The organism is Tellurirhabdus rosea (assembly GCF_026278345.1).
Classification (GTDB): Bacteria; Bacteroidota; Bacteroidia; order Cytophagales; family Spirosomataceae; genus Tellurirhabdus; species Tellurirhabdus rosea.
On the sequence record NZ_CP111085.1, the window covers coordinates 3,099,034 to 3,119,308 of the forward strand.

Genomic DNA, 20,275 nt, shown 5'->3' on the forward strand with positions numbered 1-20,275 from the left:
TCCGTGCAGCTCCGTGGTTATAAGACATTTTTATAAAAGTTCTCAATGGCGCCGTTCAGCCGCAAAAGTTCATATTCGGAAACGCGCCCCTGCTGCGAAAAAGCGATCTGCTTAAAAATCTCATCCACATCCCGGACCGCAACGCCGCTTTTCCGGGCCAGCGTTTCCCGGAACTCTTCGTCCGGATGGGCGGGATTCAGGTTATATTTCTCCCGAATAAAAGCAAAAAAGTGCTGAATTTTCTTCTGTACCAGATTCGCGTGGTCGCCACGCTGGAAGTAAAGCCGTCCGACGGTCTGCACAAAGTCCAGCGAACTGTTGCGCGGCGTCTCGCCCACCGGAATCACGCGCTGGGTCCGCTTCCCGGCGAAGATGACAAACAGCAGCAGGCCCGCCAGGGTCAGGTACCAGGCCCAGGCCAGCGGCGGCTGACTCAGGACGTACCGCAGCGACGTCTTCTGGTCGGGGTCAAAGCGGCCCAGCTTCTGGTACTCGTCCCAATAAGTCGGCAGGGGCGGCAGGTACGAAAACGACTTGAACGCAAAATCGCCTTCTTTTTCATCGAGCACGTAATAATTCGTCAGCGCCAGCGGAAGGTTGTGAATGTAAAAGAACCCGTTTCCGAACGGAATTTTCAGGAAAATCGGCTCCTGACGGGCATTGCGGGCCAGTACGATGATGTTCGGACGGACCACTTTAAAATAATTCCGCCCGTCGTCGTGCCGAAAATGATAAGCCTCCCGCCTCCGCAGGGTCGGGTTTACAAAATTAACGCCCAGCGTCGTGTCGCGCAGGGTAGGGGCCTTCAGTTCTGCCCGAAAACCCAGCAGTTTCATCAGCGTATCCGGAAAATAGTAGGCCGACAGAAAAGCGTTGTTGCCTTTAAGCACGTAGCTGATCAGTCCGTCCCGGTCGAGGCGGCTCAGGGTCAGCTCGTTGTTGACGAAAATGTAATTGCTGCGAGCGGGAAATTTAGCCTCCGTAATGTGGTTATAAGCCGGAAGCCGGACCGTCGTCACCGGCTGGCCGTTCATCACATCCGACAGCAGGTCGTAGGTGGCTTTGGTGCCGAACGGAATGGCGTCCCGGTTGGTGTACGTCGGCGACCAGTCCACCGGGCGGGGCCGGTAATACTCGAACAGCCCGTAGCCCACCACGGTGAGAAGAAGGATGAGGACGTATTTGTTGGGTTTCATAAACGAGGATATCGGGCCACGTGAGGAAGCCGTCGGTCAGGGAGGAACGGCCTTACCATTTTGCTTTTTCAAACTGGGAGAACCGTTCCCGGATGGTCTGGAACTGCGGCTCCGTCACCGGAAAATCGCCGTACCAGGCGTATTCGTACTGCCGCGTCAGTTCCTCAAAGTCCGGGCGGTAGGGCGTCTGGGCCAGTTCGTACACATAGCTGCGGTTGGTTTTGTCGGGTTGCCAGACAATCAGGCCCCGGTCGGTGAGGTGCTTGAGCGTCTGCAGGTAGAGCAGCCGGACGGCCAGCCGGTAATTCCGCTGTTCGACGGCCTCTTCAATCCGTTCGCCGAAGGCGATTTCGTGGATATTGTCCGTAACGGTCGCGTAGGCCAGCGGCATCTGCCGGGACTCCCGGCTGAAGAGGTTGCCCATGATATTGGCTTTCATCAGGAGCCACACCACCAGCCCGGCGACACCCAGCATAAAGACGTACTGCCAAAAGTTCTGGTACGCGCTGCTGGACAGAAAACGGGCAACTCGGCGCATCAGCCAGTCAAAGAACCGGGCCAGCGAATTGTCGGGCGGCCGGGATTCGCGGTCGTAGCGGTACTCGCGGCTGCTGCGGAGGTCGGCGAGGCGTCCGGCCGAGGGGCGGCGGACGGTCACCGGCGTCCGGTCGTCCGGCTGGCCCGAAGCGGTCGGCGGGAGCAGCAGCGCCAGCAGCAGCAGCAGCACCTGAAGCAGGGCAGGCACTTGTCCGCCAAACCGATCGGGCCTAATAGTCACCTTCATCTTCCGTTCGGGGTTTGGCTTTCGAATCACCCAGCGTTTCGATGGCCGAAAGCAGGTCCGTGCCTTCCACCTGCGCCAGAAAATTGTAGTACTGAAACGCCGCCGCAATCGGGAACAGGGCGCTCAGAATCGTCCCGCCCACATTGCTGAGCACCGAGAAGATGGAAAGCAGCACCGGCGAGGTGGCCGACCCCAGCCCCATCCCGCTCAGCACCGTCATAATGCCCGTCGGAATCTGAAACACCAGCGCCAGAAGAACCTGAATAAACAGCATCACGACCATCAGGGCGACGGTAGACCACCAGTTGCGCACCCGCTTCCGGACCTCTTCGAAGAACAGCAGCCAGACCAGCAGAAAACTGCCCACGACGGGCGACCACCACGGGCTTTGGGTCAGTTGCTGGCAGCGCAGCACCGTATCCAGCGCCCCGCGCTGTTCCCGCGTAAAGACCATGTACATGAACGGAAGGATGCCCATCAGGTAAATGCCCGGCAGCAGGAACAGAAAAAAGCCGAAAACGGTGAAGAGCGTCGCCAGCAACGTCAGCCAGAGCGCCGGCAGGATTTCCCGCCCGACCCGCTGCCAGACCTGAGCGGGCGTAATGTCCCGGGCTCCTTCCTCGTATTCGAGCAGGTAGCCGTTCACCGTCAGGTAGACCATCATGGTGTTGATGATGGATAAAACCAGGCTGACAAAATAGGTAGGCGTGAAAACAGCCAGACCGGTAATGGTCTTGCCCTGGAGTAATTCCTGGAGAAGAAAAACCTGGACCACCGCCGTAATGAGCGTGAACGGGAGGACGATATACGACAGGGAAAGCAGCAGCGGTTTGAAGTTTTCCCGGATAAATTCAAACGTGGCGTTTATTTTCTGCCCGAAATCACGTTTTTCGTAAAGATTCATGGTTAGTACAAATTAGGGTCGGACTTGGAAGCGGGTGCCGGCGCGCCAATCTGGTCGATCTGATGCAGCAGCCCGGTTCCGTGTTTCCGGTCCAGCAGGTTGTAATATTGAAAGGCAATGGCAAAGTACAGCGGCGCAATCAGAAAGGTTCCGATCAGCATGACGAGCGTGTTGCCCAGCACCAGCCAGTAGCCCGTCAGCTGAAGCCGCCGCATGGCCAGCGTAACGAGGGCAGTGATCGATCCGGAAGAAATCATGTAGACGACCATCATAATGACCAGCAGCCCGAAGGTCTCCCACCAATGGCCTTTGATGAGCGTAAAACAGCGCCCGAACGCCTGGGCCACCGTGCCGTCCTCCCGCATCACCACAAACGGCAGCAGGGTGAAAACGGGCAGCAGATAAAGGCCCGGCAGCAGAAAAAAGACCAGACCGATCATCACGATAAGGGCCGCCCCGACCGAAGCCCCGAGCACCCGCAGCAGATTGGACTCTACCCAGGACCAGACCCGGTCGAGGGTGGCAGGCTGGTCGGGCTGTTCCTCCCGGGCCAGCACATAGCCGTAGACCGCCATCGAAACCAGGATGCTGCTGAGGGTCGAAATGAACAGCAACACCCAGAAAGCGGGGCTTGCGCCGTAGTTAAAGAACAGAACGCCGGTAGCGCGGCCGACCTCTTGCATGTAAGTGTCCCGAAACGCCCGCTCGACCACCTGCGAGGCCACGTTCGTCGCCAGGGCCATCGGCGTGGCAATGACCAGAAGCGGCCAGCGGAGCCTGGCGTATTCTTCGACAAAAAAGCGGAAGGCGACGTTGATGATTTCTCCAAAATCGCGCCTGCGATGAAAGACTGTCATGCTCGGGAAGGGCGGTTAAGCCGGATGGGGTAAAGGATAAAATACCAGATGATGAATGCCGCGGAGGTCAGGATAATGGCCGAACTCGCCACGGGATGCAGCGGCAGCCGGGTGACGAAGCTTTCCAGAAAACCGGCCGCTATGAAGATCGGCACCAGCCCGACGGCAATCTTGAGGCCCTGTTTGGTGCCGCGACGAAAGCTTTCCAGCCGAGAATACGTGCCGGGAAAGAGCAGGCTGTTGCCCATCGTCAGGCCCGCCGCTCCGGCGATGATAATGGCCGAAATTTCCAGCGTTCCGTGAATCCAGATGGTCAGAACGGACGTCAGCAGCAGGTCTTTTTCGTAGAAGAAATACTGAAAAGCACCCAGCATGATGCCGTTCTGAAACAGAATGGCCAGCGTGCCGAAGGACCCGAACAGGCCCATCACAAACGCCACGAACGAAACCCGGATGTTGTTGAGGGTAATCTGCAGAAACATGGTTGCCCGCGGACTCGATTTGTACACCGCCAGCGGGTCGCCCTTGCGGATGTTTTCGAGGGTCATGTTCACGTATTCGTCGCCCATAATTAGGCGCACAAACGTGTCGTCATGCGCGGCGGACAGGGCTCCGATGAGGCCCGCGGACAGAAAAACCAGAAAAGAAACCAGCAGCAGCCGGTGCGAACGGTAAAACAGCGTCGGCAGCTCGTGGGTCCAGAACGTGACGAAGCGGCTGCGGTCTTCGCGTTTGTTCTGCATCAGGTCGCGGTGCATCCGGGAGGCCAGCCCATTGAGGTAGCGCGTGACGGCCGAATCAGGGTAAAACGTCCGGGCGTAGGAAAGATCGTCCGTCAACTCGACAAACTGCTCGGTCAGGACGTCCGGATCGCGGCTCGTCTGCGATTCAATTTCCTGCCATTTCGGGGTATTTCGCTTCACAAAAACCGCTTCGCGCATGGAAAATGAGTTGGTAAATAGTGTAGGATTTATAGGGTACAGTTCAAGGTTCAGGATTGTGACAACGCGGCGTACCACCATAAACGTTAAACCCTAAACTACGAACTTTAAATGGTTTCAAAATACGCACTGCCCGCAAAGATTTCGTCGGTTTTGGCAAAACTTTTCTAATTTCGGTTTTTGACAAACGGTAAGCTTCGGTTTGGTGTGAGCGTCTCGATTCAAACTTCCCAAAATGTTCTGCTGGAGTACGAACCCGCCAGTCTTGGCGAACGGATTCTGGCCGCGCTGATTGACTACGTCATTATCCTGGCCTGGGTCATTCTGCTTTCCCTGCTCGGACGTAACATGGGTTCGGGCGACAAAATCGCTCTTTATTTCTGGATTGGGTTCGTGGTGCTGCCCATCATGCTGTACGACCTGCTTTTTGAAGTTTTCCTGAACGGACAGAGCCTGGGCAAACGGGCGATGGGCATTCGGGTGGTTATGCTCGACGGCTCGCAGCCGGGCCTGGGTGCCTACCTCATCCGGTGGATACTGCGCATCATCGAATCGCCGGTTTTTCTGGGCGGCATCGTGGCCATCATCGCCATCGCCGTCAACGGCCGGGGGCAGCGCATTGGGGATATGGCCGCCGCAACTACCGTCGTGAAACTGAAAGCTCCCGTGTCGCTCGACGAAGTGACTTACCGCGAACTTTCGGACAGCCATCAGGTGACGTTTCCGGAGGCCGCCCGCCTGTCCGACCGCGATATCGGAATCATCCGGGAAGTGTTGCAGCGGGGCAGCGACGAGGTAATGAACCGTACAGCCGAAAAAGTCCGGACGCTGCTGGAAGTTGAATACACGACGACGGATTACGCTTTTCTAGATACCGTGGTCAACGATTATCAGTATCTGGTGAGTAAATAAATGCAACGAGGGGCGGGCTGAGCACTCGGCTGATGCCCGAAATTTATACCAATTGCCACCGGCTTCGACCCGTGGATACGTTTATGCAAGACCTGATTAAAAGCCTCGCCCGGCAATATGCGGCCGATATCGTCGCCAACCGCCGCCACCTGCACGCCAATCCCGAACTTTCGTTCCACGAGTTCAATACGGCCCGTTTTGTGGCAGACAGCCTGAAAGCCATCGGACTGACGCCGCAGGAAGGCGTTGCCAATACTGGTCTGGTGGCCCTCATCGAAGGCCGCAACCCGGAAAGCCGCATCGTCGGGCTGCGGGCCGATATGGACGCGTTGCCCATTCACGAGGCCAACGACGTGCCCTACAAATCGACCGTTCCGGGCGTCATGCACGCCTGCGGCCACGATGTGCACACGGCCAGCCTGCTGGGAACCGCCCGGATTTTGCACGCGCTCCGCGACCAGTTTGAAGGCACGGTGAAACTGGTTTTCCAGCCGGCGGAAGAAAAGGCTCCCGGCGGCGCTTCGCTGATGATTAAGGAGGGCGTTTTGCAGAACCCCGCTCCGGCGAGCATGATCGGCCAGCACGTCGCGCCGAATATTCCGGTAGGTAAAATCGGCTTTCGGGAAGGCATGTACATGGCTTCGACGGACGAATTGTACCTGACCGTAAAAGGCAAAGGCGGCCACGGAGCCATGCCAGACCAGCTCATCGACCCGGTCGTGATTGCTTCGCACATCATCGTCGCCCTGCAGCAGATCATCAGCCGCAACCGGAAGCCCGCCAACCCGTCGGTGCTGTCGTTCGGCCGGTTCATTGCCGACGGGGTGACGAACGTGATTCCGAACGAGGTGAAAATCGAAGGGACGTTCCGCTGCATGGACGAGGAATGGCGGGAAGACGGCCTGCGCCGAATGCGGAAAATGGCCGAAGGCATGGCCGAAGCCATGGGCGGAAGCTGCGAATTTGAGGTGGTGCGCGGGTATCCGTTCCTCAAAAACCACCCCGAATTGACGCGGCGCCTGCGTTCGGCGGCGGCCGGTTTTATGGGTGAAGAAAACATCATCAACCTCGACCTCTGGATGGCGGGCGAAGATTTTGCCTTTTATTCGCAGGTCGTAGACTCCTGTTTTTACCGCCTCGGCACCCGCAACGAATCGCGCGGCATTGTTTCCGGCGTCCATACGCCTACGTTCGACATCGACGAAACCGCGCTGGAAATCGGTCCGGGGCTGATGGCGTGGCTGGCGCTGGAGGAATTAAAAATGAAGAATTAAGAATGAAAAACTGGCTCCGCTCCTGGGTGGTTGCGGCTGTGGTTGCAGCCACCTCCGCCTGTTCTACCTCCCATGTTTACATCGTCCGGCACGCCGAAAAACGCAACGAAAGCGATACCAGCAGCCTGACTCCGGTCGGTCAGGCGCGGGCGCAGGCCCTGGCGCGGGAACTGGCCTCGGTTAGCATCGATTCTATTCTATCGACACCCTATCTCCGGACCCGGCAGACCGCCGAGCCGCTGGCCCGGGCGAAAAACCTGCCCGTTGGTACTTACGCCCCGCATCCGACGGAGGTCGTGCTGCGGCGACTCAACGACCTGAAGGGGAAAACGGTGCTGGTGGTCGGGCACAGCAACACGATTCTGGAGATTGCCAAAGGGTTGGGAACCCGGCCGACCCTCCAGAAAATCGAGTCCGGCGACCACGGCAACCTCTACCACGTCACCATTCACCGAAGCCTGACCGGACGGAAGGTGAAACTGGAAGAACGAACCTACGGCGCGCCCTAAAACAAATGCCATATCTCCAAGATATGGCATTTGTTTTAGGGCGGTTGACCCCCGCTGGTCAACGCTTCGCCCCCACCCGGCGACGCTTCACCCGCCGCCGACTTCCCGAAGGCCGGCTGATTTGCCAGTTTTGATGCATCAATCACACAAAACGCAAATCAACTGACCTCATGAAAACGTTTGCTCACACCCTCTTCGCTCTGCTGCTCTCGGCAGGAACCCTGTTGGCGCAGGAGTCGGCACCCGCCCGCAAGCAGTTTCCGTATTCCAACAAATTTACGCTCGGCGGCGGCATCAGCCAGTTGCTGCTGGGTGGTTTCAACGTGCAGGCCGAATACACGACCAACCGGATGGTTTTCGATTATTCGCACGGCTTCAACATCCGGCTGTCGGGGCAGTCGGCCTCGCCGGTGGCGCAGGACCAGAATTTATCCGAAAAACTGACTTCGACGCTCGGCATCGGCATTGGCTACCGGCTGACGCCCGGCCTGGACCTGCGTTTTGAACCCAAACTGCACTACTACGACGTGTACTACAACGGCCAGCCCGAATCGGTCGGCAACAAGCTGACCTCCTACCGGACCGTGACGCTCGGGCTGGGCGCTTACTACCGCTACTACCCGTTCCGGAAACAGCCCAACGGACTGTCGGGCATCCTGATCATGCCGAGCGTCCGGTTCTGGCCCAACGTCTGGAGCTCGCTGGACGATAACAAGTACACCTACCTCAACCGGACGACCAATCGCACGGAAACCTACAAGGCAGCTTCGCAGGGCTTTCCCGGCACCGGCGGCCTGCTGGCGAATGTCACGATCGGCTACACCTTTGGTATGAACAAAAAATAGAGTAGGCGGAAAGAAAAAAGCGAAAAGAAACAAGACAAGGCCCTGATTGGAAGCCTCCTGGTCGTTTGTCTAATCTCTTTTTTCTTTTGGCTGAGTATAGTACCTTTCCCGTAATTCCCCGATGCATCCGGTCATGATTCCCTCCCAGACAACGCCCTACAGGCTCAACGACGGCACGATTCGCCTGATTGGCATTCCGCTGCTGAGTTTTCTGGTGCCCGCGCTCACCAAAACCAGCGAGTTTGTGCCCTTCGACGAGGTGTTTCTGTACAATCTGTTCGTATCGGTCTGCACGACGCTGATTGTCTGGGAGGGAAACCGCCTGATTATCGTCCGGGTGCGCCGCCTGCTTCCCGGCTACCACCAGACCACCAGACGGCTGATTCTGGAAGCCGTTCTAGGGCTCTCGTACACCTTTGTCGCCACGACCCTGCTCGACGAGCTTATTTGCCGGGCGCTTTTTCACAAGGAGTTTCCCCTGTTTCTCGGCTTTCGCATGAGCCTGCTGCCGACCTTGCTGGTGTATCTGGTTTACGAGTCGGTGTTCTTCTTTGAATCCTGGAAACAGAACGTCCGGAAGACGGAGGCGCTGGCCCGGGAAAGCGTGCAGTCGCAGCTGGATGTGCTCAAAAATCAGCTCGACCCGCATTTTCTCTTCAACAGCATGAACACGCTGGCGGCCCTGATCGACGACGAAAACACCGGTGCCCAGCAGTACCTCGAACGCCTGTCGGATGTGTACCGGTACGTGCTGGTCAGCCGGAGCAAAAACACCGTCACGCTGGAGGAAGAAATCGCGTTTCTGGACGCCTACGTGTACCTGAACAAAATCCGTTTTCGGGAAAATCTGCAGGTAGAGAAAAGCCTGTCGCCGGAGGTGTATCACCAGTACGTCACGCCGCTGAGCCTGCAAATGCTCATTGAAAACGCCATCAAGCACAACGTCGTTTCGAAAGATAATCCGTTGAAAATCAAAATCCAGCAGGAAGGAAGCGAGTACCTGGTTATCGAGAATAATATTCAGCAGAAGACGATTCTTCAAAGCACCGGCCCCGAAAAGTCCACCCGGGTAGGGCTGCAAAATATCGTCAACCGCTACAGTCTGCTTACCGACCGGAGGGTCGAAATCAGCAGCGATGGCGGCCTGTTTCGCGTCAAAATTCCGTTGCTCACTTCCTTTGCCGCATGAAAGCCCTGCTCATCGAAGACGAATACCCCGCCGCCGAACGCCTCGAAAAACTGATCCGGAAACTGGACCCACGCATCGAAATCGTGGCCGTACTGGAAAGCGTGGAGGCGGGCAAACGGTGGTTTGCGGCAGGTCAGCCGGTAGACCTGATTTTCTCCGACATTCAGCTGTCCGACGGCCTCAGCTTTCAGATTTTTGAAGCTTTTCCGGCGCACAGCCCCATCATCTTCACGACTTCCTACGACGAATACGCCATTAAGGCGTTCCGGGTCCGGAGCATCGACTACCTGCTGAAGCCCATCAAACTGCCCGAACTGGCCGAGGCTATCCGGAAATACCGGGACCTAAAGCAGGAGTTTTCGCCAGATGCCTATGCCCGCAAGGTCGAATCGCTGCTCGACAGTCTGGAAATGACCCGCCGGACGCACAAAAGCCGGTTTCTGGTCAAAAACGGAGAGCAACTGATTCCCCTTGCGCAGGACGAGGTGGCGTATTTTTACACGGCCAACGAACTGACCTGCCTGGTGAGCCGCGACGGAAAGCAGTATCTGGTCGATTACACGCTCGAAGACCTCGAAGCCCGCGTCGATCCGCTCCGCTTTTTCCGGCTCAACCGGCAATTTATCGCCCAGGTGTCGTCCATTCACCGGATTCACACGTATTTCAACGGCAAACTGAAAATCGAACTCCGGCCGGAGGCGGCGCAGGAAGTGCTGGTCAGCCGCGAGAAAGCGCCCGCCTTCAAAGCGTGGCTCGACGGGTAGTTTTTTCGGCAATATTTCCGGGCAAACGGAGTTATATACGTAAAAACCGTTTGTTAAAATGCCAATGAGTACCCGTTTCGTACGCTTGTTACTGATGGTGGGGTGGATAGTCTTGGGGGGAGCAGGAGTCGTTCGGGCGCAGGAGCCCACGGGATCGCTCTTTCCTAACCGCTTTACCGGCCGCCAGCTCGTCGTTACCACCGGCCACGACGAAAATCGTCCCGAATACCGCCTCCTCGACAATGGGCTGCTGTTTTACCGCGAGGGTTCCACAGGGGCGTTTCAGCAGTTGGGGCAGCAGCCCAAAGACAAAACGCTGGAGTGGTTCCGCCGCGCCGAGCAGGAACTGAAAGTAAAAACCCTGACGGCCGCCAAGCCGGAAACGCCCGCCGCGTCGGTAGGTTGGAAAAAGGGAAAAACGGAGTTTACCGTCGCCTGGGCCGACAAAAAAGACGCTCCCGACGGGTATCGGGACTTCTACGAAGATTTTCTGAAGCTGTTTCCGAAGAAGAAAAAATAAGGTTCAATGGAACAAAGAAGCCCCGACCAGTGAGGTCGGGGCTTCTTTGTTATTGTCTATCTCTCAAATTGATCACTTGTTTGGAAGCTTGACTGAGATAGAAACCGTTTTCGTCTTAAGGTCGAAGTTGCCCGCGTAAGAGTACTTGTCTAAACGAACATATTCATCGAAGCTTACGGACTTTCCATTTACAAGAAATGTCTTGTAGTTTCTTCGAATGTCCTCGTAAAATGTGGGGTCCATTTCGTCGTTTTCTTCAGCAGCACTGGCCTGTTTATCGGCCTGTGCGGTCTTTTTGGGGAGCGTAAAATCGACAGGAATAGTATACCGAACATCGACGGGCTTGCCATTCTGGTAGCCGGGTTTCCAGTTAGGTAAAGTATTCATGACTCGCATGGTTTCTTCATCAGTACCAAAACCCATTCCTTTGAGGATTTTTACATCCGTCACTTTGCCGTTTTTTCTAATTACGAAGCTTACAAAAACTTTTCCTTCTACTTCTGCCCGGAGGGCGGGCTCGGGATAACGGAGGTGTTGGGCCAGAAACTGTCTCAGCGCTTCGTAACCACCCGGAAATTCAGGCTCTTTTTCAACGACCATAAAAACTTCCTCTTCAGGTTTGGTGCTAAGCGGCCTGCGAAATATAACCGGAATGGTAGTTTGGCCGTCAACTGACACAGTTACCTCGTGGAAGCCCAGGGTACTGTAGGTAATCTTCGCATTACTCGGAATATTCTCAAGTTTGTAAAGGCCATCTGCCCCTGAAACAACCGTTCGGTTAAGCCCCTGGACCGTGATTCGCGCACCAGGTAACGGTTGTCCCTGTGCATCTACGGTAGTGCCGGAAACCGTAATCAATGTTTTACCGGGTGTCGTATCTGTTTCGCTTAACTCATTTTGGCAGGAAGAAACAAAAAGAAAGGACACAAGCATAGCAAGCAACGACAGCGCATATACGCTCAATGCCCAGCGGCTGGAGGCGGGTTTTTGCAGCATTAGAATGCGTTGTTTAAGAGTGGAAGGCGAAAAAAACAGATTCGTCAGCGGAAAATCCGCCTTGCGTACGTACGCAGCCAGCCAACCGTCCAACGCCTGAAGCAATCGGCTCATGGGGGAAGTAGTGCCATGCGGTGCCATTGCCGGGTTTATTTACCGTACATTCTGACAACGTCGTTGCCCTTCCCATCCTTCGTAACCCTAACTTCTTTAATTAATGCCGGATCCATCTTCTCCATTTCGGCTTTTGTGATGGGCTTATCGTTGAAAAATAAGCTTGCCTTGCTTATATCAAACGAGGAAGGCTTCGGGTTGCTCACGGCCGGATTGCTTTTTGTGACAACCACGATTACCCCATCTTTGGCCCGGTCGCCGTACTGCGCCGTCGCCGAAGCGCCTTTCAGCACATCGATGGAAACGATCTGGTCCGGATTGAGCGAGTTAGGCTGAAAATCGGCAGGTTGTTCAACGCCGTCCACCACATAAAAAGAGGGTTTCGGAGCCGTACCGGCTTGCTCGGCCTTCTGCTCTTCGGTCTGGAAAGCAATCGGCAGGTTATATTTTACCCGCACCAGTTTGCCGCTCTGCGTGCCCGGTTTCCAGGCGGGCATCTGCGACACCACTCGCAGGGCTTCGGCGTTCAGGTCTTCCCGGACGCCTTTCAGGACCTCGGCGTTGCTGATGGTGCCGTCGGTGTTGACGATAAACGTCACGAAGACCCGTCCACCCACCCCGGCTTTGGCCGCTTCGGCCGGGTATTTAATGTTCTGCGACAGGTAGTTGAACAGGCCCGCCGTACCGCCCGGGAACTCGGGAGCCTTTTCGACAACCGTAAATACCTCATCGCCGCCAACCGTTATGCGGGCACCGGCGGTAGGCTTCGCCGGAACGGACTCTTTCATAGGCAGTTCCTGCGTACACATGAGCAGGGTCAGGCCCAGCGGCAACACGGCGGCGTAACGAAGTAAGGCCCAGTAGCTGGAAGCAGGTTTTTGCAGCATTTGAATGCGTTGTTTAAGGATGGAGGAATGAAAGAATCGGTTCACCAGCGGCGTCCGGCTTTCGTAAGACTGCCGGACCAAGAGGTCGTCGGCGGCGCGGAGAAGGTGAGTAAAGGGATTGCCAGCGTTTTTCATAGGTGTTGTCATTTGGAAGTCGAGCGTAGCGAATCTGGATCGGTTTCTTTCGTATTGATGAGAAGAACTCCATTTTTACCGGCCAGGCCGTACAACTGCTGGGCGGTTTCCCCCTTAAGGACATTGATGGATTTGATCAATCTGGGATCGAGTTGCCGGACGGCCCGTTTATTCTTCTGCACGACGCCGTCAAGGATAAAAAGCGGCTCCTTCAAATCGATGGTATCGGAAGGAATTGAAAAGAAGCCGCGGGGCATGGACACATTGGCAACACTTCCTCTGGAATTTTTAGGAGTCGCTTTTCCGTAATAATCCGGAAAATCCCCCAGCGGCAGGTTGTTGGGCAGTTTGGGCGTTTCGTTATAACCCGAGCGTTTGTCAGTGGCTCCTTCCAGTTCGAACGAAACCGGCAGCACATACGACACCGCCACTGGCTTACCGTTCTGCTTACCCGGCTGCCAAGGTGAGAGCTGGTTCATCTCGCTGACCACCCGGGTCGCCTCCGCATCGCACCCGAAGCCAATGCCTTTCATGACTTTTACATCCTGAACCCGCCCCGCCTCCGAGACAACAAATTCGACCATAACAATGCCCGTAACGTTTGCCTGTCGGGCCCGGGTCGGGTAACGCACGTTCCGGGCAATGTATTCCATCAAGGCACGGTGCCCACCGGGAAATTCCGGTTGCTGTTCGACCACTTTAAAAACTTCTTCGGTGTCCGGCTTCGGGCTGGGTGACTTTTCCTGCTGGAGAGGTGCCTCTTTAGGCAGATAGCTTACCACCACCACCCGGTCAAGGGCAACGGGCTGCCGATTGAGGCGAATAGTGAGCGTGGGTAGCACGGCCACCGCCTCCGTACTGAAGCCTACAAAACTTACGGCCAGCTTTCCGTCCGACGGCACTTTAACAAGCAGAAACTTGCCCTGAGCGTCGGTGGTAGTGCCGCGCGTAGTACCTACAACCACCACGTTAGCCCCAGCCAGCGGCTTTCCGTCGCTATCGGTCACGCGTCCCGATACGGTAATATCTTAGGCGGAGATAGATGAGACTAAACTCTGCACCTTCTCCGGTGCGCTTGTCATCGCCAGCAATCCCAGCGCCAGCGGCAGCACCAGCCCGTACTTCCAGACCGCCCAGCGGCTCGTGGCGCGGCGGTGCAGCATCTGAATGCGTTCTTTCAGCAGCGTTGGATTGAAAAAACTGTTGGTCAGGGTGTCCGGCTGGGCGCTGAAGGCATACTCGACCAGAAACGTGGCGTATTGCGTACTGTCCTCGACGGTCGTAGCGCCCCGGTCGGCCAGAAACTCGTGGACCTGCCGAATGGCGCGCTGGTAGAGCAGCATCACCGGATTAATCCAGAAAAGAATCTGCGCCAGCTCAAAAAACAGCACATCGGCGCTGTGCCACTGCCGGATGTGGACCAGTTCGTGGCGGCAAACCACGTCGGCATGATGCCGGGCGTCCTCCGGATTCAGCACCAGATAGCGGAAAAACGAGAACGACGGCACCCGCTCCGAGTCGGGCCGGACCAGCGTAAAGCCGTTCTGCGGCACCCGTTCCGAACGGGCAATCAGCCGGGCCACGCCCGTCAGCCGCAGCAGAAACCGCAGAAACAGACCCGCCGCCACCAGCCCGTACGCCCCGTAGCCGATGGTTTCCCAGTCCGGCCCGGTCGATTCCGTCGGCGCCGCCAGCACCGCCACCGGCAGCGAAATAACGCCCACCGGGACAGGCAGCTTTTCGACCGTTTGCAGCGACAGTTCGACCAGCGGCAGCGTCAGTGCGGCCACCACCGAGGCCAGCAGATACGCCCGGTTGAGGCTGAAAAAGGTGTGCCGCCGCAGTCCCAGATGGTAGCAGGCGTAGAACAGGGCCAGGTAGAGGTTGGCCTTCAGGAAAAATTCCAGGGCGTTCATGATTCCTTTTTGCGGTTAATGAGCTGAATCAGCTCGTCGGCTTCCTTCAGGCTCAGGTTGCGGTCTTTTACAAAAAATGACACCAGCTTCTGCAGCGAATTGTCGAAATAATTGGACATCAGCTGCTCGGTCTGAAAGCGTTTGTACTGTTCTTCGGTAATCAGCGGATAGTATTCGTGCGTTTTTCCGTAAGCGGTGTAGCCCACCAATCCCTTTTTCTCCAGAATGCGGATGATGGTCGAAACCGTGTTGTAAGCGGGTTTCGGATCATCGGGAAGTTCGGCCAGCACATCTTTCACAAAAGCTTTGTCGAGCTTCCAGAGTACACGCATGATTTCTTCTTCGGCCTTGGTGAGTTCGCGGACTTGCATAAAAATCGGGTATTGGTTGTAATGGTAAACGAAAGGTAAGACTAATGGTTTAGTTTTTCAACTAAATAATTAGTTATTTTTTGGAAAAATTTTTAACCACAGAGTTTCGCGGAGGGAAGCACGGCGTTACACAGAGATTGATTACTCTGAAAAACGCTGTGCTTCCCTCCGCGAAACTCTGTGGTTAAACCCAAACTTTAAATTTCCGAATACGCCGCCGGGTGCAGCAGCAGAATATCCGCCCGCAGGAAGTTGTTCTTGTATTCGGGCAGGGCATTGAGCTTTTTCCACTCGGGATCGGCGCTGAACGTTTTCCAGTGGGCGTCGCGCTCGGTTTTGTTCTCGAACGAGGTCATGTACATCAGGCTCGGCAGTTTGTTGCCCGCCAGCACGCGGCCGTAGAAGATGGCGTTGAAGCCCAGCCGCTCAAAAATCTGCATTTCGCCGTTGTTGAACTGGTGCACTTTGGCCTGGTGCAGCTTTTCGGTGGCCGCCTCGTAGTTCCGCAGTTCGTAAATCCGCTCGGCCGGGGCCGACTTCAGCGAGGGCGCGCGAAACGAAGGCATGCCGCTGAAGGACTCCATCAGGGCCGACTCAAAACGGGTGTAGACCGGGTCGTTGTGCGCCGCGTTGAGGTAATCCTGAGCCGCCTCGTTGTAGGCTTTGTCTTTGCTCAGGGATTCGGGCAGCTTGAAAAACTCGTCGGTTTTTTTGTACGGAATAAAAACGTAGACGATCTGCTCGGCTCCGGCGGCCGTTTCGACGGGCTTGAACACGCCCACTTTGGCGACACCGGCCCGGTGCAGGGCGGGAATGAAAGCTTTTTCCAGATAAGCGTCGAGGCGTTTTTCCTGCTCGGGGGTCTTCAGCCGGAAGGTACGAAGTTCGTAATAGGAGGGTTTAGGCGCGGCGTTGACCGTTACGGCCAGCAGCAGACAGACAGCAAGGAAGAAATTCTTAAGAAAAACGGACATTGATTAAGATGTTAATTTGGAAGTAAAGATAAGGAAGAAGGGAATTTAACCACCGGGTTAAAAGAGTCCATAATCTCTGGATAACTCGGTGGTTAATGAACCGCCGTTAAACCCATCGTCAGCCACTTTTCCCGCTCTTCCAACCCCACCTCGTTGTCGGTATCCAGCAGCAGGAGGGAAAGTCCGTCGGCCTCGGGGTCGTAGTCAATTCGCAGCCCGACAAAGTCCAGGTACGCGTTGACCAGCTCTTCCAGCGGTTCATTGCCGAAGATGCAGGTGTTGAAATACCAGTCGAGGGGCTCACCGGCCACTTCTTCGCAGACGGCCCGGTAATCGTCCAGTGTGTAGCCGACAAACGGCTTGCCGAAGCGTTCCCACATCAGGCGCATCACGTCGTCGAGCGTCCGGTCGTGGTCGGTTTTGCGGCGGAGGTGCAGGTCCAGCAGCATGGCCGCGATGGCTCCTTTTTGGTAGACGGACACTTTCCGGTCCGGAACGCCCTTTTCGTAGCCGTCGAGCCACAGGTCCCAGGATGATTCCGCCAGCGACTGGGCGGCCCGGCCGTTCTGCTCAAAATGCCGTTTCAGCAGCACGTGCAGTTCCTTGCGGTACGCCTCGTCGCTGAACACTCCCGAGCGGCGGAGCAGCAGGTCGCCGTAGTAGGTCGTGACGCCCTCGGCCACAAAGCAGGTCGGAAAGTAGTTTTCCCGCGTAAAATCGTACGGCAGCAGCTCCACAGGCCGGATGCGGCAGATATTCCAGGCGTGGAAAAGCTCGTGCGACGACACGCCGATAAAGTCGTTGTAAAGTCCTTCGCCCTCGTCGTTCGGCCCCAGGACAAGCACCGTCGAGTTGCGGTGTTCGACGCCGTGGTAGACCGGTATGTTTTGAATCAGGGTCAGAAAGTGGTAATCGCGTTCCGGAAATTCTCCGAACAACTGCAACTGCACGTCCGTAAACCGCACAAAATCCTCCCGGATGCGCTCCCAGTTGGGGCTGTAATCGCCGTGAATCCAGACGTGGAAAACCACGCCGCCCGCCACGTACTGCTCGTGCTTCAGGTCCGGCGAGGCGATCAGCGGGCTGTCGGCCAGTTCGTAGAAATCGGCCGCCCGGAGCGTGGCCGGTCCGGTCTGTTTGAGGCCGCAGGCAATGGGCCAGTCGGCCGGGATACCCAGTTGCAGCGTACAGGGCTCATGGAGGCGGCCCTCGGCGTACAGGCAGAGGTTAACGGGGTTGACATACAGCAGCCGGTCGTCGGCATAGCTGGTGCCGGCATTGACAAGGTTGCTGAAATAATTGTAACGGATAACCAGCTCCCGGACGCCTTCGGTCTGCACCCGCCAGCGGTCTTTGGTTATTTTCCGGAAGTCCACGGCCCGGCCTTCGCCGTCGGTGATGGCAAACTGCTGGATGTTTTTGGCAAAGTTTTGAAGCTCGTAGCGGCCGGGCCGCCAGGCAGGAAGCTGCAGTTCGACGGTGGGAGTGTGAATGTCCGTCAGACGGCATTCCACGTTCAGAAAACGCGATTCGGGGTTCTCGGAGAATATCGTGTAGTGCATGAAAGCCGTTTATGGTTTAAAGTTTATCGTTTGGAGTTTATGGTTTACAGCCGTCCGCGTGAGTAGCCAATTTACCCTCAACTATAACCTTTAAACCATAAACTCTAAACCCGAAACTACGGAGTAAGGTAATCGCTTGTTTCTGAAAACTATAAAAAGGTTTGGATGGCTTGTTCGTAAAGGAAACATTAGCTACCTTTGCGGACTCTTTCAGGAACAACGACACAAACGCATACATTGCCATGAAAAGAACATACCAACCGTCGAACCGTAAGCGGAAAAACAAGCACGGCTTCCGCGAGCGTATGGCATCCGCTAACGGCCGCAAGGTGCTGGCCGCCCGCCGTAGAAAAGGCCGTCATAAGCTGACCGTCTCTGACGAGAAGAAAGGCGATCGCTTCAAATTTTAAGGCTGAACGTTAGACGTTGAAGGTTTAACGTTCAACGTTTAACGACTCTTTATGCAGCAAACCTTCACGAAATCCGAGCGGCTTTGCAGCAAAAAGACCATTGGTCAGTTATTTGAAAAAGGTAGTACGGCTGTAGGGACGTACTACCTTTTTCCGTATCGGGTGCTGTATCTGCGCGCCGAAACGCCCCTTTCCCCCGAGTCGCCCGGCGATTTTCCGGAAGCTGAAAAAGGCCCCGCGCCGCTGCCCGCCATCCTGATTACCGTTTCCAAACGGAACTTCAAACAGGCCGTGGACCGAAACCTCATTCGTCGCCGCATCCGCGAAGCCTACCGCAAAAACAAGCCGTTCCTGTACGGCACCCCGGAAAAACCGAAAACTCCCCCCGCGTACATTGCCTTTTTGTATACCGCCCGAAAGAAAATTTCGTTTGAAGAGATAGAAAAAAGCATGAAATTGGTTTTGACTAAGCTTCAATAGCCTCTATCCCTATGCGCAAACGTTTTACCATCGCGGCTACGGTCGCGCTCCTGGCCGGGGGGCTGGGCCTCGCTTCGTTCCGACAGGACGACCGCTTTTTCGAAATCGCGAAAAACCTCGACATCTACGCCACGCTGTTCAAAGAACTGAATCTGTACTACGTTGACGAAATAAATCCCAACCGCATGGTGAAATCGAGCATCGATGCCATGCTGAAGGGCCTTGACCCGTACACCAATTTCTACGCAGAAGACGAAATCGAGGACTACATGACCATGACCACGGGCCGCTACAACGGCATCGGGGCGCTGGTCGGCAACCGGCAGGGCAGAACCATCGTCATGATGGTCTACGAAGGAACGCCCGCCGAAAAGTCCGGGCTGCGGATTGGGGACGAAATCATCAAAGTGGACGGCGTGGACATCAAAACCCGCCGCGACCGCTCGGGCGACCTGTCGGATGCGGATAAACTGCTGCGCGGACAGACCAACACGGCCGTTAAACTGACCGTGAAGCGCGTCGGGGCCAAAGACCCGCTCGACCTGAGCGTGATGCGCGACGTGGTGAAGATGACCAACGTGCCGTACTACGGCATGCTGAACGACGAGGTCGGCTACATCGACCTGAAAGATTTTACGGCCACGGCCTCCCGGGAAGTCCGCAACGCGTTTGTGGAGTTGAAGAACAAAGGCATGAAAAAGCTGGTGCTCGACGTGCGCGAGAACCCCGGCGGTCTGCTGAATATGTCCATCGATATTGCCAATATCTGGATTCCGAAGGACGCGGAGGTCGTGACGACCAAAGGCAAAGTGACCGACTGGAACAAGACCTACACGGCCCTGAACCCGCCGCTCGACCTGGAAATACCGCTGGTGGTGCTGACCAACAGCCGAAGCGCTTCGGCGGCCGAGATTGTCTCGGGGGTAATTCAGGATTACGACCGGGGCGTACTGGTCGGCCAGCGGACCTACGGCAAAGGGCTGGTGCAGACCACCCGCGAATTGTCGTTCAATACGAAGCTGAAAATTACGACGGCCAAGTATTACATCCCGAGCGGCCGCTGCATCCAGGCCATCGACTACAGCCACCGCAACCCGGACGGCAGCGTGGGCAAGATTCCGGATTCGCTCCGGACGGCGTTTAAAACCAAAAACGGCCGCGTGGTGTACGATGGCGGCGGCGTCACGCCGGACATTACGACCGAGGCTCCGACCCCGACGCCGATTGCCCTCAGCCTGACCAACAAGGGCCTGATCTTCGATTATGCCGTGAAATACCGGAATTCGCACCCGAGCATCAAGCCCGCCCGCGAGTTCCGCCTGACGGATGCCGAATACGCGGAGTTTACGAACTGGCTGAAAGACAAGGAGTACGATTATACAACGCAGGTGGAAAAAGACCTCGCTACCCTTGAAGCCTCGGCCAAGAAGGAAAAGTATTTCGACAAAATTGAAGAACAGCTGAAGGCGCTCAAAAACAAAGCGTCGCACAGCAAGGACGCCGACCTGATTACCTTCAAAGCAGAGTTGAAATCGCTGCTGGAACAGGAAATTGCCGGGCATTATTATTTGCAGAAGGGCCTGAAAGAAGCGTCTTTCTCCTCGGATCCGGAAATCAAAGCCGCCCTGGACCTGTTCAAGGACATGAACAAGTACCAGACTATTTTGAAAGGAAAATAACAATACAGTTAGGAGTTAAGAATTATGAGTTAAGAGTTAAAAATAGCTTTCAACGC

Annotated in this window: 22 protein-coding genes; 10 read left to right on the forward strand and 12 right to left on the reverse strand. The window is 56.0% G+C overall.

Annotation, left to right across the window (positions count from 1 at the left end; translation table 11 throughout):
* Positions 1-17: 17 nt before the first annotated feature.
* Genes ORG26_RS13130 through ORG26_RS13150 form a run of 5 tightly spaced genes read right to left on the reverse strand, consistent with a single transcriptional unit; the run spans position 18 to position 4,682 of the window.
* Positions 18-1,196, reverse strand: a complete 1,179-nt coding sequence (locus ORG26_RS13130) for a DUF4350 domain-containing protein (protein WP_266362434.1) — start codon at positions 1,194-1,196, stop codon at positions 18-20.
* A 52-nt stretch (positions 1,197-1,248) separates the two neighbouring features.
* Positions 1,249-1,980 carry a DUF4129 domain-containing protein gene (locus tag ORG26_RS13135; RefSeq protein WP_266362436.1) on the reverse strand — a complete coding sequence of 244 codons (732 nt, stop codon included), beginning with the start codon at positions 1,978-1,980 and terminating at the stop codon, positions 1,249-1,251.
* Positions 1,964-2,884, reverse strand: coding sequence for a hypothetical protein (locus ORG26_RS13140; protein ID WP_266362438.1), 921 nt, complete (start codon positions 2,882-2,884; stop codon positions 1,964-1,966). The genes ORG26_RS13135 and ORG26_RS13140 overlap by 17 nt, the downstream gene beginning before the upstream one ends.
* A gap of 2 nt (positions 2,885-2,886) precedes the next feature.
* Positions 2,887-3,741 carry a hypothetical protein gene (locus ORG26_RS13145; protein ID WP_266362440.1) on the reverse strand — a complete coding sequence of 285 codons (855 nt, stop codon included), beginning with the start codon at positions 3,739-3,741 and terminating at the stop codon, positions 2,887-2,889.
* A complete protein-coding gene (locus ORG26_RS13150) occupies positions 3,738-4,682 on the reverse strand; it encodes a stage II sporulation protein M (protein WP_266362442.1) in 945 nt (314 codons plus the stop codon). Before ORG26_RS13150 ends, ORG26_RS13145 begins: the two co-directional genes overlap by 4 nt.
* A gap of 207 nt (positions 4,683-4,889) precedes the next feature.
* Between ORG26_RS13150 and ORG26_RS13155 the strand changes: the two genes are divergently transcribed.
* The 7 genes from ORG26_RS13155 (at position 4,890) to ORG26_RS13185 (ending at position 10,695) form a co-directional block, all read left to right on the forward strand.
* Positions 4,890-5,594, forward strand: coding sequence for an RDD family protein (locus ORG26_RS13155; protein ID WP_266362444.1), 705 nt, complete (start codon positions 4,890-4,892; stop codon positions 5,592-5,594).
* 83 nt (positions 5,595-5,677) lie between these two features.
* Positions 5,678-6,868 (forward strand): M20 metallopeptidase family protein, encoded by a 1,191-nt coding sequence (locus ORG26_RS13160; RefSeq protein ID WP_266362446.1) that lies wholly within the window; start codon positions 5,678-5,680, stop codon positions 6,866-6,868.
* A gap of 2 nt (positions 6,869-6,870) precedes the next feature.
* On the forward strand, positions 6,871-7,377 hold the full coding sequence (locus ORG26_RS13165; RefSeq protein WP_266362449.1) for a SixA phosphatase family protein: 507 nt from the start codon (positions 6,871-6,873) through the stop codon (positions 7,375-7,377).
* A 170-nt stretch (positions 7,378-7,547) separates the two neighbouring features.
* A complete protein-coding gene (locus ORG26_RS13170) occupies positions 7,548-8,222 on the forward strand; it encodes a hypothetical protein (RefSeq protein ID WP_266362451.1) in 675 nt (224 codons plus the stop codon).
* 133 nt (positions 8,223-8,355) lie between these two features.
* Positions 8,356-9,411, forward strand: a complete 1,056-nt coding sequence (locus tag ORG26_RS13175) for a sensor histidine kinase (protein WP_266362453.1) — start codon at positions 8,356-8,358, stop codon at positions 9,409-9,411.
* The gene (locus tag ORG26_RS13180; protein ID WP_266362455.1) at positions 9,408-10,175 is read left to right on the forward strand and encodes a LytR/AlgR family response regulator transcription factor; all 768 of its coding nucleotides are present in this window, start codon (positions 9,408-9,410) and stop codon (positions 10,173-10,175) included. The genes ORG26_RS13175 and ORG26_RS13180 overlap by 4 nt, the downstream gene beginning before the upstream one ends.
* A 64-nt stretch (positions 10,176-10,239) precedes the next feature.
* Positions 10,240-10,695, forward strand: a complete 456-nt coding sequence (locus ORG26_RS13185) for a hypothetical protein (protein ID WP_266362457.1) — start codon at positions 10,240-10,242, stop codon at positions 10,693-10,695.
* Between the two features lie 72 nt (positions 10,696-10,767).
* On the opposite strand, the gene ORG26_RS13190 is transcribed toward ORG26_RS13185, so the two are convergent.
* The 7 genes from ORG26_RS13190 to ORG26_RS13220 all read right to left on the reverse strand — a co-directional run bounded on the left by ORG26_RS13190 (position 10,768) and on the right by ORG26_RS13220 (position 17,650).
* Positions 10,768-11,805 (reverse strand): TonB family protein, encoded by a 1,038-nt coding sequence (locus tag ORG26_RS13190; RefSeq protein ID WP_266362459.1) that lies wholly within the window; start codon positions 11,803-11,805, stop codon positions 10,768-10,770.
* Between the two features lie 35 nt (positions 11,806-11,840).
* Complete coding sequence (locus ORG26_RS13195; protein ID WP_266362461.1) at positions 11,841-12,827, reverse strand: TonB family protein; 987 nt, start codon at positions 12,825-12,827, stop codon at positions 11,841-11,843.
* Between the two features lie 8 nt (positions 12,828-12,835).
* On the reverse strand, positions 12,836-13,852 hold the full coding sequence (locus ORG26_RS13200) for a TonB family protein (RefSeq protein ID WP_323134433.1): 1,017 nt from the start codon (positions 13,850-13,852) through the stop codon (positions 12,836-12,838).
* Positions 13,853-13,855: 3 nt separating this feature from the next.
* A complete protein-coding gene (locus tag ORG26_RS13205) occupies positions 13,856-14,743 on the reverse strand; it encodes a M56 family metallopeptidase (protein WP_266362465.1) in 888 nt (295 codons plus the stop codon).
* A complete protein-coding gene (locus ORG26_RS13210) occupies positions 14,740-15,114 on the reverse strand; it encodes a BlaI/MecI/CopY family transcriptional regulator (protein WP_266362467.1) in 375 nt (124 codons plus the stop codon). The genes ORG26_RS13205 and ORG26_RS13210 overlap by 4 nt, the downstream gene beginning before the upstream one ends.
* A gap of 197 nt (positions 15,115-15,311) precedes the next feature.
* Positions 15,312-16,088, reverse strand: coding sequence for an NIPSNAP family protein (locus tag ORG26_RS13215; protein WP_266362469.1), 777 nt, complete (start codon positions 16,086-16,088; stop codon positions 15,312-15,314).
* 92 nt (positions 16,089-16,180) lie between these two features.
* Entirely contained in the window at positions 16,181-17,650 is a 1,470-nt protein-coding gene (locus ORG26_RS13220; protein WP_266362471.1) for a M61 family metallopeptidase, read from the reverse strand.
* A gap of 242 nt (positions 17,651-17,892) precedes the next feature.
* Here ORG26_RS13220 and rpmH point away from each other — a divergent pair, with 242 nt between their 5' ends.
* The 3 genes from rpmH to ORG26_RS13235 are packed head-to-tail and all read left to right on the forward strand — an operon-like array spanning position 17,893 to position 20,219.
* A complete protein-coding gene (rpmH, locus tag ORG26_RS13225) occupies positions 17,893-18,060 on the forward strand; it encodes a 50S ribosomal protein L34 (RefSeq protein WP_266362473.1) in 168 nt (55 codons plus the stop codon).
* Between the two features lie 51 nt (positions 18,061-18,111).
* A complete protein-coding gene (locus ORG26_RS13230) occupies positions 18,112-18,540 on the forward strand; it encodes a ribonuclease P protein component (protein ID WP_266362475.1) in 429 nt (142 codons plus the stop codon).
* A gap of 11 nt (positions 18,541-18,551) precedes the next feature.
* Positions 18,552-20,219 carry a S41 family peptidase gene (locus ORG26_RS13235; protein WP_323134251.1) on the forward strand — a complete coding sequence of 556 codons (1,668 nt, stop codon included), beginning with the start codon at positions 18,552-18,554 and terminating at the stop codon, positions 20,217-20,219.
* The last annotated feature ends 56 nt before the right edge of the window (positions 20,220-20,275 follow it).